Source organism: Thalassovita sp. (assembly GCF_963691685.1).
Taxonomy (GTDB): Bacteria; Pseudomonadota; Alphaproteobacteria; order Rhodobacterales; family Rhodobacteraceae; genus Thalassobius.
The window spans coordinates 2,101,629-2,118,029 of sequence record NZ_OY829290.1; the positions used below are offsets into that span (position 1 = coordinate 2,101,629).

Genomic DNA, 16,401 nt, shown 5'->3' on the forward strand with positions numbered 1-16,401 from the left:
AGGTCGGAAAACGACCCATCGCAAGGCAAGAGGGGGCGGGCGTGGCACGCAGCAGTATTAGCGGATTTCTTTTGGGCACGGTTGTGGCTGTCAGCGGCATGGCCGCGGTATCGGTTTTGCAGACGTTGAACACGCCCATCCCTGAGGCGGCAAATGTCAACGTGCCGGCCGGCAGCGGTTTTGACGGGGCGCGCGAAGATGTCGCCACCAGCCTGCCCGCAGCCGATCCGGTGGAAACCACCACTGAAACGGCGCGCGCCGATGCCCCGGCGGCAGAGGATACCGCCGGCATCCAAGGGGTGGAGACCACGCCAGCCACAGCGCCGGAAACCGGCACGGCTGAGGTGGCTTTGACTGCCCCCGCCAGTGGTAGTGACAGCCCTGATGTTGCCAGCGCTGCAGATGAAACGCCACGGGCCACCGCGCCCAGCCTGCCAAGCGCCAGCGCTGATGCTCCAGTAAGCGCGGTGCCCGCACGGCCCAGCAATCCTGAGGTGGGCGACAGCACCGATCAGCCGGAATTGGCCGCAGTGCCCAATGTCGACAGCCCCGATCTGCCTGTCGGTGAGGCGGCGCAGCCCAGTGGCGCGGCCCCGAGTGCCCCCACGGCGGACACGCCAGAAAGCCAGCCTAGCGCCGTTGCCCCGCTGCCCTCAGCAGATGTCGCGGGCGATGTGGCGGAACCGCAGGCCAGCCCTGAGACAAGCGCGCCCGATGCGCCTATGGTAAGGGAAGATAGCGCGCCCAACACCGCCACAGCCGCGCGTCCTCAGATCAGTGAGGAGCGGGAGCCGGCCGTGATCGTCGCCATCCCGACAGAAGAGGCCCCGAAACGGCCCGCACTGCCGAAAGTGGGCGAAGCGGTCTCAGACGCGCCGCGCATCGGCACCCCGGCCAGCCGGCTGACCGACCGCACGCCGGAGAACACCGCTGAAGCAGCAGATCCTGAGCCCGCGCCGGACCTGCCACCACTGGAAAAATTCGCGGCCGACTTCAGCAACCCCGACAACAAACCGCTGATGTCGATCGTTCTGATTGACCGCGGTGACAGTGACATCGGGCTGGAGGCTTTGGCGGCCTTTCCCTATGCGCTGAGCTTTGCGGTGGATGTGACCAGCCCTGAGGCACGGGCGCGGATGGAACGCTATCGTGCTGCAGGCTTTGATGTGCTGGCGCTCAGTGACATCCCGCTGGGGGCCACCGGATCTGACACCGAAACCCTGCTGCGCGCCGGGCTGCGTGAGCTGCCCGAAGCGGTTGCGGTGATGGAGGGCGACGGCACCGGGCTGCAATCTGACAAAGCGGTGTCAGATCAGGTGACGGCCGTCTTGCAGGAAAGCGGCCATGGCGTTGTTTTCTTTGCCAAAGGGCTGAACACCGCACAGAAACTGGCCAGCAAAAACGGCGTTGCCGCCACAACCGTGTTCCGCGATTTTGACAACAAAGGCCAAAGCGCCGTTGTGATGCGCCGTTTCCTGGATCAGGCGGCGTTTAAGGCGCGGCAACAGCCGGGCGGTGTGGTGATGGTGGGGCGTCTGCAGGCGGAAACCATTTCGGCGCTGTTGCTCTGGGGGCTACAGGACCGCGCCACGCGTGTTGCGCTGGCGCCGATCTCGGCCCTGTTGCAGGCGACGCAGAACTGAGCCTCTTGACTTAAGCGTCGCGCCACTGGCCGGGTTGCAGCCCGGCCAGGTGCCAATCGCCAATCCTAACCCGGATCAGCCGCAGCGTGGGAAATCCCACCGCGGCGGTCATCCGGCGCACCTGCCGGTTGCGGCCTTCGGAAATGGTCAGCTCCAGCCAACTGTCGGGAATGGATTTGCGCAACCGAATGGGCGGCACCCGGTCCCAGACCTCTGGCGCCTCCAGCCGCGCCGCTTTGGCGGGGCGGGTCATACCATCCTTCAGCGCCACCCCTTTGCGCAGACGCGTTAGGGCCTCATCAGAAATCTCACCCTCAACCTGCGCCCAATAGGTTTTGGTCATCTTGTGTTTCGGGTTTGAGATTTTGGCCTGCAGCTTGCCATTGTCGGTCAGAACCATCAGCCCTTCGCTGTCGCGGTCCAGCCGCCCGGCGGGATAGACCTTCGGCACGTCAATGAAATCCGAAAGGGTCGCGCGTTTGCTGCCTTCGGTGCCGCGGTCGGTGAATTGCGACAGCACGTCAAAGGGTTTGTTGAACAGGATCACCCGGGTCACATCGCGCCCCTTTCAATGGTCCAAAAATACTCCCGCCGGAGGCCGCGCCGTCAGGCGCCCCTCAAACAGAAAGGTCAGCTGTTGCCGTCGCGGGTAAAGCGCGCTGCATCGGCAGCGGCACGACGGATCGCGTTGGATTTATGCACGGTTTCCATAAACTCAGCCTCAGGATCGCTGTCATAGACAACGCCGCCCCCGGCCTGGATATAGAGCTTCTTATCCTTCACGATGGCAGTCCGAAGCGCGATACACATGTCCATGTCGCCGCCCGCGCTGAAATAGCCCAGTCCACCGCCGTAGATGCCGCGCTTTTCCGGCTCCAGCTCATCGATGATTTCCATCGCCCGCACTTTCGGTGCGCCGGAGACGGTGCCTGCGGGCATACCAGCGAAATAGGCATCGACCGCATCTTTGCCTTCATCCAGTTCGCCGACAACGTTGGAGACGATATGCATGACGTGGCTGTAGCGTTCGATGATGAACTCTTCAGTGGGTTTCACCGTGCCGATTTTGGCAACACGGCCCACGTCGTTGCGGCCCAGATCAAGCAGCATCAGGTGTTCTGCCAGCTCTTTCTTATCGGCCAGCAGATCGGCCTCAAGTGCCTTGTCTTCTTCGGGTGTTGCACCGCGCGGGCGGGTGCCGGCGATGGGGCGGATGGTGACCTCTTTGTCAAAGACCCGCACAAGGATTTCCGGGCTGGCGCCGACCACCTGAAAACCGCCGAAGTTGAAGTAGAACATGAACGGCGACGGGTTGGTGCGGCGCAGCGAGCGGTAGAGCGCAAAGGGCGGTTGGGTGAAATCCTGCGTCCAGCGCTGGCTGGGCACCACCTGGAAGATATCGCCGGCGCGAATGTAGTCTTTGGCCTTTTCCACCGCAGCCAGATAGGCATCCTTGGCAAAGTTCGATTTCGGCGGCTGTACCTCATCGGCTTCGCCCAGATCGCGGCTGGCCTGGGGCAGGGCGCGTTCCATATCGCGGACCGCATCCATCACCCGTTCTGCCGCCTGCGCATAGGCGGCGCGGGCGGATTGGCCGTCATTGACCCAAACCGGGGCCACAACGGTCACATCGCCTTTGACACCGTCCAGCACGGCCACCACCGACGGGCGCATCATCACCGCATCCGGCACGCCCAGTGGGTCCGGGTTCACGTTGGGCAGATGTTCGACCAGACGGATCGTGTCATAGCCCAGATAGCCAAACAGCCCGGCGGAGGCAGCCGGCAGATCTTCGGGCAGATCAATGCGGCTTTCGGCGATCAGGGCGCGCAGATTGTCCAGCGGGTTGCCCTGCTGATCCTCGAAGGCGTCCGGATCAAAACGGGCCATCCGGTTGATCTGGCTTTTGTCACCATGACAGCGCCAGATGGTGTCTGGTTTCATCCCGATGATCGAATAGCGCCCGCGGACTTCGCCGCCGGTCACGGATTCCAACATAAAGGCGTCTTTCTGCGCGCCGGTCATTTTCAGCATCAGCGACACGGGCGTGTCGAGATCTGCAGCCAACCGGGCATAGACCACCTGATTTTCGCCAGCCTCATAGGCTTTGGCGAAATCGTCATAGGAGGGGATGAGTTCCACCGTTTTGTCCTTTGCCTTTCCGCTTAGCGGAAGTTTGCATGCACCGCGTTGAGCGCGGTCTGGTCCAGATAGATGCCGGCCTGATCCTGAATGGCACGGGCATAGGCCGCATAGAGATCATCCGAGATCCCCGCGTCGCCCTGTTGCGCCAGCAGCGTGCGGAAGCCGGTGACCTCAGCATCGTTTTCATCGGGGCCTTTGATGGCGTCCAGTTTGACGATGGCCACGCTGTCGGTGCCGCGGATCACGGTGACGCCACCATCCTGCATTTCAAAGACCTCATCGATCAGCCCTGCGGGCGCTTCCGAGATGAAATCGGAACGTATCATGTCCGCTTCCTGCCGGGCGGTCAGGCCCAGTTCGGCCATGTCGGCGCCCTGGACCAGCTGGTTGACCATGATCTCACCCTGCGCTGCCAGACCGATGTTGATCTGCTCTGCCTTATAGGCGGCGGTCACGGTGTCGCGGACCTCCTCCAGCGGCTGCAGGGCGGCGTCAATGTTGGCTTCCCAACGCAGCGCGGCGATGCCGCCGTCATCCAGACGGATCACTTCGGGGTAATCGCCGTCTTTTGCGGCCAGTGCGGCGCTGCGGAAATCAGCGTAGCCGGCAATCTCTTCTTCGGACCCTGCGTGCCAGTCAATACTGGACAGCACAGCGCCGCCTTCCCCTTCTAGCTCTTCCAGGGTGGCACCGCCTGCCAGCAGGTCATCCAGGTCTTCGGCCACGCGGTCAATCTGACGGCGGGCGGCATCACTGGCCAGTTCGGCGTGCAGCTCTTCGCGTGCCTCGTCCAGTGAGGTTTCTGAGCCGGGAAGAACCCCGTTCACCCGGAACAGCGCCGGGCCGAGCGTGGTTTCAACAGGGCCCACAACGCCGGTGCCGTCCAGGGCAAAGACATCGGCCCCCGCAGCGCCCAGGCTGGCGGCGGTCACATCACCCATGTCGACGTCAGCCAGATCAAGACCGCGATCCGCAACCAGCGTTTCAAAGTCTTTCTCACCGGCGTCCAGTGCGGCCTTGGCGGCATCTGCGGCAGCAGCGTCGGAGTAGATCAGGCGTTCGACCAGACGGCGTTCGGCGACGATGAACTGATCTTTGCGCTCTTCATAAAGGGCGGTGATCCGTTCTTCATCCACATCGATGCCAGCGACCAGCGCATCGGGCGACAGCCAGACATAGGTCAGGCGTTTTTTGGCCGGGCTGGTGAAATCAGCGGCGTTGTCTGTGTGGAATTTGGTAAGCTGCTCTTCGGTGGGTTCCACCTGCGCGGTCATCAGATCCGCAGCGCTCAGCAGGGCCCAGGTGAAATCGCGGCGTTCGCCAGCAAAACCGATCAGCGTGTCGGCGTAGGCCGCAGGCATCGGCGCGCCGGTGACAACGGCGCCCTGCAGGATGGCGCGCACAGTGTCGGCGCGCATCTGGCCTTCAAACTCAATCTCGCTCAGGCCCGCCTGATTGAGGGCAAAGCGGTAGCTTTCCCGATCAAAGCCATTGGCGCCCTGAAAGGCATCGATCTGCACGATCTGCTGGCTGAGGTTTTCATCGCCGATCGACAGGCCCAGTTTGGCGGCCTCATTGTCCAATGCGGCCTGGCCGATCAGCCGGCCCAGCGCGGCGCGGTCAACACCTGCGGCCAGCACCTGATCAAAGGTCATGGCCGAACCGGTCTGCGCCTCAATCGCGCGGATGTCCTGTTGCAGGGCACGCGCATATTCGTTGACGTCGATGTCCTCGTCGCCGACCGAGCCAACGCGGGTGATATTGCCCGACAGGTTGGTTGCCCCGAAACCGCCGAGACCCACGATCAGGAGGCCCATAATCCCCCACATGAAAGTTTTGGAAGTCGTCCCGCTTGCCATGGTATTCCCTTAAAGTTTCGGGTTGTTCAAAGTCTTGTCGCGAATGTTTAGGCCGAAGCCTGCCCCGGCACAAGGTCTGCCAGCGTTGCCAGCCGGTCAAACAGCGCCGCAATGCCTGCGCGGTCCACATTGGCAAAGGCGATGCGCAGCTGTTTGCGCCCCTCAGCATCGCCGTTGGGCATGAACATCGTGCCGGGCAAAGCCAGAACGCCGATGTCTTTCACCATGTTCTTGGCCAGCTGATCTGATGCAATATCAAAGGGATGTTCGACATAGGCAAAGTAGGCGCCGCAGCCCAACAGCCGCCAGCCCTGCGCGGCCAGCACCGCAAAACCCTCTTCGATGGCGGCGCGGCGGTCGAGAATTTCCAACCTTTCGCCAGCCAGCCAATCGCCAAGGTTCTGCATGCCCCAAAGGGCGGCGTGCTGGGCCAGCTGGTTGGGGCAGATGGTGACGGTGTCGATAAACTTCTCCGCCTCGGCCAGACGTTCGGGTGAGGCCACCATGGCGCCAACGCGGTGGCCGGTCAGCCGGTAGGCTTTGGAAAAGGAATAGAGCTGGATGACCGTGTCGGCCCATTCAGGATCTTCGAACAGATCATGGGGCGCGCCGGTCCGGCTGTGAAAATCCCGGTAGGTTTCATCAATCACCAGCGGCAGGCCGTGTTTGCGCGCCAGATCGCGGAACTGGGCAATCAGCGCGGCGGGGTATTCCACGCCGCAGGGATTGTTCGGACTGACCAGCACCAGCGCTTTGGTGCGGTTTGTGATCAGCGCCTCGGCCTGCGCGGGATCCGGCAACATGCCCTCCCCACAGGCCAGCGGTACGGTTTTCACCCCCGACATATCGAGCCACATTTTGTGGTTGAAGTACCAAGGCGTTGGCAGGATGACCTCATCCCCTTCACCGCAGAGCGACACCATGGTGGCACAAAAGGCCTGATTGCAGCCCGAGGTGATGGCAACCTGATTAGCGCTGACGGTGCCGTTGTAGGTGCGTGACACGCTGGCCGCGACCTCAGCCCGCAGGGCCGGTAGGCCCAGATCGGGCCCGTAAAGATGCGCCTCAGCCATATTGAGCGCGGTATCGGCAATGGCCTGACGCAGCGGGGCGGGCGGCGGATCGACCGGGGCGGCCTGGCTGACATTGATCAACGGCCTGTCAGCCGCAAACTCCACACCGTCCAACCAGCGCCGGGCCTCCATCACGGGGGGCGCAAAAGTGGTGGCGGTGCGGGACAATGTCATGGCTCTCTCCTCAGGTCTTGGCGGGCGAGGATAGGCGGATCGCAGTCAGGGGCAAGCGGATAATGCACGCACTCTGTGGTACAGCAGGGCGTTGCGCCAAGATGCAAAAAGGCGCCGCAGAGCGACGCCTTTCAAAGATCGTGTCGATCGCCAGATCAGCAGGCAGATTAATCGGTGCCGCGATAGGGCTCAACATATTGCAGGGCCATGTCCCAGGGGAAGAAAATCCAAGTGTCCTGGCTGACCCCGGTGATGAAGGTGTCGACCATCGGCTCACCCGCGGGTTTGGCATAAACGGTGGCGAAATGCGCCTTGGGGTACATGGTGCGCACCAGTTCCAGGGTTTTGCCGCTGTCCACCAGATCGTCGATGATCAGGATGCCTTCGCCGTCGCCCATTAGCTCGGGGTCGGGGCTTTTCAACACCTGGGCTTCGCGCTGCTGATCCTGTGCGCCGCCACCGGCGTAGTAGGATTTCACGCTGATGGTATCCACGGTGCGGATGTCCAGTTCGCGGCTGACAATCATCGCCGGTGCCATACCACCACGGGTGATGGCCACAACAGCCTTCCAGGCGCCATCATCCGGGCCTTTGCCATCCAGACGCCATGCCAGCGCGCGGCTGTCGCGGTGGATCTGGTCCCAACTGATATGAAACCCTTTTTCGTGTGGCAGACGATCGGTCATGGCTTCCCCCATGTGGATTTTAAGATACGGAGTGTGTCGCGGCTTGGGCCACGTTCAGATTAGCACAGGGCGATACTGTGCCTTTGCATGCGACGCAAGGAAAAGCCGAAGATGCGGGTGGTTTTCCTGTGGATTGGGGCGTTGAGCGGCGCTAAGCCCTTAGCGGGCCACGTGGTAGCGCCCGTCCCGGACCGAGGTTTGTGGCAACTCGTGCGTGGCTTCAAACTGTTGATAGGCCGGGGCCAGTTGGCGCCAGAAATCGATCCAATTGGACCCACGTGCATGCGCCATGCGCGGCTCCGTCATGCGGAAAGGGAAGGCATGGACGGGCACGGTGGTTTGCCCGGCCTTTAGGGCGGCTTCCACGCTGAGGTAGATCTCTTCGATCAGCGGGTCGGTCATCGCGTAGCAGCCAATCGACAGGCAATTGCCATGCACCATCAGAAAGCTACCGGTGCGCCCGTGGGCGCGATCAAAACTGTTGGGAAACCCAAGGTTAAAGGACAGATGATAGCTGGAGCGCGGATTAAGCGCGTCAGGCCCGACCTGATAAAACCCTTCGGGTGATTGCCGATCTCCTTCGCGCAGCTTGGGACCTAGTTTGCCTGAGAATGTGCATATCGGATAGCTGCGAAACAGTTGGTAGCTGCGGTCTGATTTGACCCAAAGCTCCAGTTCGGCCTCTTCTTTGAAGATCCGCAGATAGACCGGCGCACCAAAGGTCAGGCCCTGGGCGGCAAACTCAGCCTCCAGCCGTGGCGTGACCCGGGCGCGGATTTCAGTGATGTCAGCGCGCAGGCCCAGCGGTTCCGCGATGCGGGAAGGCAGGTAGGCGCGGCCCAGATAGATTGCGCTTATCGTCAGGCAGGCCAGCAGCAGAAGGGTCAGAAGCCAGCGCATCACCTGCGGCTACCGGTTCAGGATCAGCGACAGCCCCAGCGCCCCAATGGCAGCGCTGCACAGACGGTCGATCCCTGATTTGGCGCGTAGATAGAGTGCCTTGGCCGTCTGGGTGGTGAAGATCAGCGCGAAACAGGTGTAAACAACAACTTCCAGCGTCAGCACCAGCCCAAGGATTGAGGCTTGCGAGCAGAGTGCCAGTGGATCCGGGAAGATGGTGACAAAAACGGCCGAGAAGTAGAGCGCGGCCTTGGGATTGGCCAGATTGGTCAATACGCCGCCCGGCAGACCCAAAAGGCGTTTGCGTCCCTCCGCTGTGACCGGGCGATCGGCGCCGCGCCAGATCTGCAGCGCCATCCAGATCAGATAGGCCGCCCCCAGCAGTTTCAGCGCGGTGAACAGCCAGGGCAGGGCGGCAAAGACCAGCGACAGGCCGGCGAAGGCAAATGCCGCCCACAGTGTTGCGGCCAGCGCCAGACCAAGGCCGAACCGCAGGCCCACGCCGCGGCCATGGGCGAAGCTTTGCTGCATGATCGCCATGATGGCAGGCCCCGGGCTGATCAGCGCCAGCAGCTGCGTTGCCAGCAGCAGGAGTATCTGATCAATGCCGAAGCCCATCTGGCCGTCCTTTGTTTCTTGCTAGGGGCGGGCTTACTTGCGGCCCGTCACCACATCAATGTCTGGCGCGTCCACGGCCTTCATGCCCACCACGTGATAGCCGGCATCAACATGCAGGGTTTCACCGGTGACGCCGCTGCCCAGATCGCTGAGCATGTAGAGCGCCGATTTGCCGACATCCTCAATGGTCACGTTGCGGCGCAGGGGCGCGTTCAGCTCATTCCATTTCATGATGTAGCGGAAATCACCAATGCCGCTCGCGGCCAGGGTTTTGATCGGCCCGGCCGAAATCGCATTGACGCGGATGCCGTCCTTGCCCAGATCTTCGGCCAGATACATGACGGATGCCTCAAGCGCGGCCTTGGCGACACCCATGACATTATAATGCGGCATCACCTGTTCGGCGCCATAATAGGTCAGCGTCAGGGCGCTGCCGCCCTCACTCATCAGTTTTTCAGCGCGCTGCATAACCGAGGTGAAAGAGTAAACGCTGATGTCCATCGTCATCGCAAAGTTTTCGCGACTGGTGTCAACGTAGCGGCCGCGCAACTCGTTTTTGTCAGAAAAACCAATGGCATGGACGATGAAGTCAATCTTGCTCCAGGCTTTTTCAATCTCTCCAAAGGCCGCATCCAGTGAGGCGGGATCAGAGACGTCGCAGTCCAGCATGATCTCCACCCCCAGCTGTTCGGCCAGTGGGGTCACCCGTTTTTTGAATGCGTCGCCCATATAGGTAAAGGCCATTTCAGCCCCAGCGTCCGCGCAGGCTTTGGCGATGCCCCAGGCGATCGACTTGTCATTGGCCAGTCCCATGATCACGCCGCGTTTGCCTGCCATCAGCCCATTTGCCATCAATTGGTTTGACATTGGCCCCTCTCCATCCAAATGATTGCCTGCAAATTGCTTTAGGGGATCGGCGGGGGTGCTTCAAGCCTCGCTTCCTTAGCGGCAACTTTGCGCGAGTTCCCGGGGTAACCGTGCAGATCGGGCGGCCCGGCGCCCAGGCAGGCCAGTAAAGGGGCCAATGACCAATGAGTGACCGTAGCGGAATTTTTGCAGGCGATGATCCGTTTCAAATTGCCCGGAGCTGGCTGGCTGAGGCCGAAGAAAGTGAGCCGAATGACCCCAACGCCATTGCGCTGTCCACGGTGGATGCAGATGGGCTGCCCAATGCGCGCATGGTGCTGCTGAAGGAAATCGAAGACGGGGCTTTCGTGTTTTACACCAACTACGAAAGCGCCAAAGCCGGTGAGATTGATCAGGCTGGCAAAGCGGCCTTTGTCATGCATTGGAAATCTCTGCGCCGGCAGATCCGGGTGCGCGGTATCGTCAGCAAAGAGGACGGGCCACAGGCGGATGACTATTACAATTCACGCTCCTTGAAGTCCCGTTTGGGGGCCTGGGCGTCAAAACAATCTCGTCCGTTGGCCTCGCGCTCTATTTTGATGGCTGAGGTGGCTAAAGTGACAGCCAAACATGGTCCAAATCCCAAGCGACCCAACTTTTGGGGAGGTTACAGAATCACGCCGCTTGAGATTGAATTTTGGGCGGACGGGGCATTTCGCCTCCACGATCGCTTTACTTGGCGTCGTGAAACAGTGAGTGAAAACTGGAAGATAGACCGCCTGAGCCCGTGATTTTCGCGTGACGTGAAATGCAAATAGTTGTAAAAAAGTCAACTTTTGCCTTGCATGAGCACTGTTGTATGTCACATGAAATGCATGGGGATGACGATCATGTGGGTAACGAAACATTGAGAACTGAAGTGGACGGCGCCCGCAGGGTAATTGGCCTGGTGAAATGGTTCGACCCCGTAAAGGGGTTCGGATTCGTTGTCGCCGATGAAGGTGGGCCAGATATCCTGTTGCATGCCAACGTTTTGCGCAACTTTGGGCAAAGCTCCGTAGCGGATGGCGCGAAGATAGAACTGGACGTACAGAAAACGGAGCGTGGGATCCAGGCGACCGAAGTGTTCAGTATTGAACCACCGCTTGGAACAGAAGGGGCCACGCTGGCCGATTTCGAAGACATCGATCCAGAAGTGATCCGCACCGCTCCGTTGGAGCCGGCGCGCGTCAAATGGTTCGACAAAGGCAAGGGCTTTGGCTTTGCCAATATCTTTGGTCGCGGCGAAGACGTCTTTGTACATGTCGAGGTACTGCGCCGGTCGGGTCTGGCGGACCTGCAACCGGGTGAGGCCGTCGGCCTGCGGGTGATTGACGGCAAACGCGGACGGATGGCGACAGAGGTCTGCGCCTGGGAAGCGGCCCTTAAATCGGATGACTAAGATGATGCGGCTGGTCCTTGCGGGGCTGGCCGCAACTCTTTTCAGCGCCTCCACTGGCGCGGCTGCCTGTCGTGAGGATGTGGTGCAGCTGCGTGGGGATTGGGGGCAGGCCCAGTTCCGCGTTGAACTGGCCGATGACCCCGCCGAGCGTCAGCAGGGGCTGATGTTCCGCAAATCCATGCCGCGCGGATCGGGCATGTTGTTTGTCTATGAAGATGAGCGCGTGGTCGGCTTCTGGATGCGCAACACCTATATCGCCTTGGACATGATCTTTGCCGATGGGGCGGGTGTGGTGCAGCATGTGCATCATAATGCGGTGCCGCTGGATGAAACGGTCATCCCCGGCGGCGATGCGATTCAACATGTGCTGGAAATCAACGCAGGCCTGGCTGAGGGTCTGGGCATTGTGCCGGGCAGCCAGCTGCGTCATCCGGCGATTGATCAGGCGCGTGCCGCCTGGGTTTGCGATTAAAATCCCAGTGAATAAAGGGCGCTCTGATGCGGGTGAAAAAAACTCACCCCCGGAGGTGATTTCGCTCTTTTCAATCCGGTTCACACGGGGTAGACCCCACGCACGGTCCGGGGCGTAGCGCAGTCTGGTAGCGCACCTGTTTTGGGTACAGGGGGTCGTGAGTTCGAATCTCGCCGCCCCGACCACTTTCTTCCATCGATATGATTGAATTGCCCTTCGGGGCCGATGCTGCCGTGTCCGTTCGCGCCGGGTGATTGTTTTTTCAGCAGCGGCGCAGCAGTCCTGTTTGCGGGCAAGTTTTGCGCCAAATTCCTGAATTTTCTGCGGATTTGGACAGGAAATATGCCCTATTGGCGCCCAGCAATGGTGCAATCAGAATTCTGCCCTTACTAGCAAGGCGTTGCGCGATGTGGCGGGTTTTCCCCACTCACGAAGGAATCGCGATCCTGTGACCCAACGCGAGCGAATGGGCTTTCGGTCAACGAAAAAGATTAAATTTTCCGAAAATAAAACCGTTGACCGAATATGGGTGCATACGCCAACTTGTGGGGGCCAGCGGCAGGCTGCACCATATATTGTAGCCGCAGGTGACAGGGACATATTAATCGGAACGGGGTTTCCCCACTTTGTTTTTCTTCGATCTCATGGGGGTGGGATCGTTGCGCTAAAGATGTGCGCGGTCTGCTGTTGGCACGAATGCAACGACATTCGTTGACCAGGGATTGAGACAGACCACAGACAGGGCAGCACAGCGATGCACATCGAGAGAAAGTTCACCACATCCGGTCAGGACGCCTATGCGGAGCTGACATTCACCACCACCGCTTCGGAAATTCGCAACCCTGACGGCACCGTGGTGTTCAAACTGGATGAGGTGGAGGTTCCCGACAGCTGGAGCCAGGTGGCCTCGGATGTGATTGCGCAGAAGTATTTCCGCAAAGCAGGCGTTCCGGCAGAACTGAAAAAGGTCAAAGAGGCAGGTGTGCCAGAGTTCCTCTGGCGGTCGGTGCCAGCCAGCAAATCCACCAAGATGGGCGGCGAAACTTCGGCCAAGCAGGTGTTTGACCGGCTGGCGGGCGCCTGGACCTATTGGGGCTGGAAAGGCGGCTATTTCAGCAGCGAAGATGATGCGCGCAGCTATTACGATGAAATGCGCTATATGCTGGCCACTCAGCGGGCGGCGCCAAACTCCCCCCAGTGGTTCAATACAGGTCTGCATTGGGCCTATGGCATCGATGGTCCGGGGCAGGGGCATCACTACGTCGATTACAAGTCCGGCAAGCTGGTCAAATCCAAATCCGCGTATGAACATCCGCAACCGCATGCCTGTTTCATCCAGTCCGTTTCGGATGATCTGGTGAACGAAGGCGGCATCATGGACCTCTGGGTGCGTGAAGCCCGCCTGTTCAAATACGGCTCTGGCACGGGTACCAATTTCTCCTCCCTCCGTGCCGAGGGGGAAGCACTGTCAGGCGGGGGCAAATCCTCTGGCCTGATGGGCTTCCTTAAGATCGGGGACCGGGCGGCTGGTGCGATCAAATCGGGTGGCACCACCCGGCGCGCGGCCAAGATGGTGATCTGTGATGTTGATCACCCCGATATCGAAGAGTTCGTGAACTGGAAGGTGAAAGAAGAGCAGAAGGTCGCCTCGATCGTCGCCGGTTCCAAGATGCATGAGGCCAAGCTGAACGCGATCTTTGCCGCGATCCGTGCCTGGGATGGCGCGGCGGCAGATGCGACTGATCCCAGGGCCAATGCCGGCCTGAAGACCGCGCTGCGCGAGGCTAAGAAAGTTGCGATCCCGGAAACCTACGTGAAGCGGGTTCTGGATTACGCGCGGCAGGGCTATGACAGCATCGAGTTTCCAACCTATGACACCGATTGGGATTCTGAGGCCTACGCCTCAGTCTCGGGCCAGAACTCCAACAACTCGGTCCGGGTGACGGATGCCTTCCTGAAGGCTGTGGAACAGGATGAAGACTGGGCGCTGTTGAACCGGACAGACGGGCAGGTTTCCAAGACCTTGAAGGCGCGCGATCTTTGGGAAGATATCGGCCATGCGGCCTGGGCCTGCGCCGATCCCGGCATTCAGTTCCACGATACCGTCAACGCCTGGCACACCTGCCCCGAAGACGGTGAAATCCGCGGGTCAAACCCCTGTTCGGAATATATGTTCCTGGACGATACCGCCTGTAACTTGGCCTCAATGAACCTGCTGACCTTCTTTAAGGATGGCACCTTCCAGGCCGAAGATTACATGCACGCCACGCGGCTTTGGACCATCACGCTGGAAATCTCGGTGATGATGGCGCAGTTCCCGTCAAAGGAAATTGCCCAGCTGTCTTATGAGTTCCGCACCCTAGGTCTGGGCTATGCCAATATTGGTGGCCTGCTGATGAACATGGGGCTGGGCTATGACAGTGATGCGGGCCGGGCGATGGGCGCGGCGTTGACGGCGATCATGACCGGTGTGTCCTATGCCACCTCGGCCGAAATGGCCGGTGAGCTGGGTCCGTTTGCAGGCTACAAGCGCAACAAGAAACACATGCTGCGCGTCATGCGCAACCACCGCACCGCCGCCTATGGCGCGACCGAGGGCTATGAGGATCTGGCCGTCAAACCGGTGCCGCTGGATCTGGGCAATGTGCCGGATCAGCGCTTGGCGCATCTGGCGATGCAGGCCTGGGATGAGGCGTTGGAGCTGGGTGAAAAACACGGCTACCGCAACGCGCAGGTTTCCGTGATCGCGCCCACCGGCACTATTGGTCTGGTGATGGATTGTGACACCACCGGGATTGAGCCGGATTTCGCGCTGGTGAAATTCAAAAAGCTGGCCGGCGGCGGGTACTTCAAGATCATCAACCGTTCGGTGCCGGCAGCGCTGGAAAACCTAGGCTATTCCTCTGCCCAGATTGAGGAGGTCATCTCCTACGCGGTGGGGCATGGTACCATGGGCAACGCGCCGGGCATCAACCACACCTCACTGGTGGGCCATGGCTTAACCAGCAATGAGATTGAGAAGGTTGAGGCGGCATTGGCCACGGCCTTTGACATCCGGTTCGTGTTCAACCAGTGGACGCTGGGGGAAGAATTCTGCCGCAACGCGCTGGGGATCCCGGCGGAGAAGTTGAGCGATCCGTCCTTTGACCTGCTGCGCCATCTTGGGTTCAGCAAGGCGGATATTGAGCTGGCCAATGACCACGTTTGCGGCACCATGACCCTGGAAGGGGCGCCGCATCTGAAAGAAGAGCATTACCACATCTTCGACTGCGCCAACCCCTGCGGCAAGAAGGGCAAGCGGTATCTGAGTGTGGACAGCCACATCACCATGATGGCCGCCGCGCAGAGCTTTATCTCGGGCGCGATCTCCAAAACCATCAACATGCCCAACGATGCCACCATCGAAGACTGTAAAGCGGCATATGAGCTCAGCTGGTCTCTGGGCATCAAGGCAAACGCGCTGTACCGCGATGGCTCCAAACTCAGCCAGCCACTGGCCGCAGCCCTGATCGAAGACGATGATGAGGCCGCTGAGGTTCTTGAAACCGGCACCCCGCAGGAAAAGGCGCAGGTGCTGGCCGAGAAGGTGATCGAGAAGGTCGTCGTTAAGGAACTGGTGCGCAGCCACCGTGAAAAAATGCCGGAGCGCCGCAAGGGCTACACCCAGAAAGCGGTTGTTGGCGGTCACAAGGTGTATCTGCGGACCGGTGAATATGAGGATGGCTCCCTCGGGGAAATCTTCATCGATATGCACAAAGAAGGCGCCGGCTTCCGCGCGATGATGAACAACTTCGCCATCGCTGTGTCGGTCGGTCTGCAATACGGTGTCCCGTTGGAGGAGTTTGTGGATGCCTTCACCTTCACCAAGTTTGAGCCGGCGGGCATCGTGCAGGGCAATGACTCGATCAAAAACGCCACCTCGATCCTTGACTATATCTTCCGGGAACTGGCGGTCAGTTATCTGGATCGCACCGATCTGGCGCATGTGAAACCGCAGGGTGCATCCTTTGATGACATCGGGCGCGGCGTCGAGGAAGGGGTCAGCAACGTTGAGGAGTTGAGCGAAACCGCCGCAACCCGGTCGTTGGAGATGCTGAAGCAGATCAGCTCCACCGGGTACCTGCGCAAGCGTATGCCGGAAGATCTGATGGGGCTGCAGGTGCCACAGACCAGCACGGATGTGGCGCCAGAGGTGGCAAATGTTGCCGTGGCAGCGGCCCCGGCCAGCGAGGCCGCAACGGCACTGGATGCACGATCCAAGGCGAAAATGCAGGGCTATGAGGGCGAAGCCTGCGGTGACTGCGGCAATTACACATTGGTGCGCAACGGCACCTGCATGAAGTGCAACACCTGCGGCGCGACCTCGGGCTGCAGTTGATGAATTCCGGGGTGGGTGCGCCCACCCTTGATGCGAGATGGGCGTACAGGCAAAACACAATCGGGCGGCAAAACAGCGTCCCATTTCGCAAAACTGGCCCCCCGCGTGGGGGCCTTTTCTTTGCAACCATGGGGCGGATTGCCCCGTGTTTATTGAGGATTTCTAA

At 60.4% G+C, this 16,401-nt stretch carries 13 protein-coding genes and 1 tRNA gene; 6 read left to right on the forward strand and 8 right to left on the reverse strand.

Annotation, left to right across the window (positions count from 1 at the left end; all coding sequences use genetic code 11):
• The first annotated feature begins 41 nt into the window (after positions 1-41).
• Positions 42-1,643 (forward strand): divergent polysaccharide deacetylase family protein, encoded by a 1,602-nt coding sequence (locus tag ACORLH_RS10210; protein WP_321832572.1) that lies wholly within the window; start codon positions 42-44, stop codon positions 1,641-1,643.
• A 10-nt stretch (positions 1,644-1,653) separates the two neighbouring features.
• Here the strand turns inward: ACORLH_RS10210 and ACORLH_RS10215 are convergent, their stop codons facing one another.
• The 8 genes from ACORLH_RS10215 to fabI form a co-directional block, all read right to left on the reverse strand.
• A complete protein-coding gene (locus ACORLH_RS10215) occupies positions 1,654-2,199 on the reverse strand; it encodes a pseudouridine synthase (RefSeq protein ID WP_321832573.1) in 546 nt (181 codons plus the stop codon).
• 74 nt (positions 2,200-2,273) lie between these two features.
• Complete coding sequence (gene trpE, locus ACORLH_RS10220) at positions 2,274-3,785, reverse strand: anthranilate synthase component I (RefSeq protein WP_321832574.1); 1,512 nt, start codon at positions 3,783-3,785, stop codon at positions 2,274-2,276.
• 23 nt (positions 3,786-3,808) lie between these two features.
• A complete protein-coding gene (locus tag ACORLH_RS10225; protein WP_321832575.1) occupies positions 3,809-5,647 on the reverse strand; it encodes a peptidylprolyl isomerase in 1,839 nt (612 codons plus the stop codon).
• 47 nt (positions 5,648-5,694) lie between these two features.
• Positions 5,695-6,894 carry an aminotransferase gene (locus ACORLH_RS10230; RefSeq protein WP_321832576.1) on the reverse strand — a complete coding sequence of 400 codons (1,200 nt, stop codon included), beginning with the start codon at positions 6,892-6,894 and terminating at the stop codon, positions 5,695-5,697.
• A 167-nt stretch (positions 6,895-7,061) separates the two neighbouring features.
• Positions 7,062-7,580, reverse strand: a complete 519-nt coding sequence (gene gpt, locus ACORLH_RS10235; protein WP_321832577.1) for a xanthine phosphoribosyltransferase — start codon at positions 7,578-7,580, stop codon at positions 7,062-7,064.
• A gap of 159 nt (positions 7,581-7,739) precedes the next feature.
• A complete protein-coding gene (locus ACORLH_RS10240) occupies positions 7,740-8,480 on the reverse strand; it encodes a murein L,D-transpeptidase family protein (RefSeq protein WP_321832578.1) in 741 nt (246 codons plus the stop codon).
• Between the two features lie 9 nt (positions 8,481-8,489).
• Positions 8,490-9,098, reverse strand: coding sequence for a LysE family translocator (locus ACORLH_RS10245; protein ID WP_321832579.1), 609 nt, complete (start codon positions 9,096-9,098; stop codon positions 8,490-8,492).
• Positions 9,099-9,131: 33 nt separating this feature from the next.
• Positions 9,132-9,950: an enoyl-ACP reductase FabI gene (fabI, locus tag ACORLH_RS10250; protein WP_321832807.1), complete on the reverse strand. Its 819-nt coding sequence runs from the start codon at positions 9,948-9,950 to the stop codon at positions 9,132-9,134.
• Positions 9,951-10,129: 179 nt separating this feature from the next.
• Here fabI and pdxH point away from each other — a divergent pair, with 179 nt between their 5' ends.
• The 5 genes from pdxH (at position 10,130) to ACORLH_RS10275 (ending at position 16,235) form a co-directional block, all read left to right on the forward strand.
• Positions 10,130-10,735, forward strand: a complete 606-nt coding sequence (pdxH, locus tag ACORLH_RS10255) for a pyridoxamine 5'-phosphate oxidase (RefSeq protein ID WP_321832580.1) — start codon at positions 10,130-10,132, stop codon at positions 10,733-10,735.
• An 80-nt stretch (positions 10,736-10,815) separates the two neighbouring features.
• A complete protein-coding gene (locus ACORLH_RS10260; protein ID WP_082626139.1) occupies positions 10,816-11,385 on the forward strand; it encodes a cold-shock protein in 570 nt (189 codons plus the stop codon).
• 1 nt (position 11,386) lies between these two features.
• Positions 11,387-11,857 (forward strand): DUF192 domain-containing protein, encoded by a 471-nt coding sequence (locus tag ACORLH_RS10265; RefSeq protein ID WP_321832581.1) that lies wholly within the window; start codon positions 11,387-11,389, stop codon positions 11,855-11,857.
• A gap of 108 nt (positions 11,858-11,965) precedes the next feature.
• A tRNA-Pro gene (locus ACORLH_RS10270) sits at positions 11,966-12,042 on the forward strand.
• A gap of 569 nt (positions 12,043-12,611) precedes the next feature.
• Entirely contained in the window at positions 12,612-16,235 is a 3,624-nt protein-coding gene (locus ACORLH_RS10275) for a vitamin B12-dependent ribonucleotide reductase (protein WP_321832582.1), read from the forward strand.
• The last annotated feature ends 166 nt before the right edge of the window (positions 16,236-16,401 follow it).

Coding starts and splice junctions, on each gene's coding strand:
- pdxH (WP_321832580.1), top strand. CDS start 10,130: ATGAGTGACCGTAGCGGAATTTTTGCAGGCGATGATCCGTTTCAAATT.
- fabI (WP_321832807.1), bottom strand. CDS start 9,950: ATGGCAAATGGGCTGATGGCAGGCAAACGCGGCGTGATCATGGGACTG.
- ACORLH_RS10245 (WP_321832579.1), bottom strand. CDS start 9,098: ATGGGCTTCGGCATTGATCAGATACTCCTGCTGCTGGCAACGCAGCTG.
- gpt (WP_321832577.1), bottom strand. CDS start 7,580: ATGACCGATCGTCTGCCACACGAAAAAGGGTTTCATATCAGTTGGGAC.
- ACORLH_RS10275 (WP_321832582.1), top strand. CDS start 12,612: ATGCACATCGAGAGAAAGTTCACCACATCCGGTCAGGACGCCTATGCG.
- ACORLH_RS10240 (WP_321832578.1), bottom strand. CDS start 8,480: ATGCGCTGGCTTCTGACCCTTCTGCTGCTGGCCTGCCTGACGATAAGC.
- ACORLH_RS10260 (WP_082626139.1), top strand. CDS start 10,816: ATGCATGGGGATGACGATCATGTGGGTAACGAAACATTGAGAACTGAA.
- ACORLH_RS10265 (WP_321832581.1), top strand. CDS start 11,387: ATGATGCGGCTGGTCCTTGCGGGGCTGGCCGCAACTCTTTTCAGCGCC.
- ACORLH_RS10225 (WP_321832575.1), bottom strand. CDS start 5,647: ATGGCAAGCGGGACGACTTCCAAAACTTTCATGTGGGGGATTATGGGC.
- ACORLH_RS10230 (WP_321832576.1), bottom strand. CDS start 6,894: ATGACATTGTCCCGCACCGCCACCACTTTTGCGCCCCCCGTGATGGAG.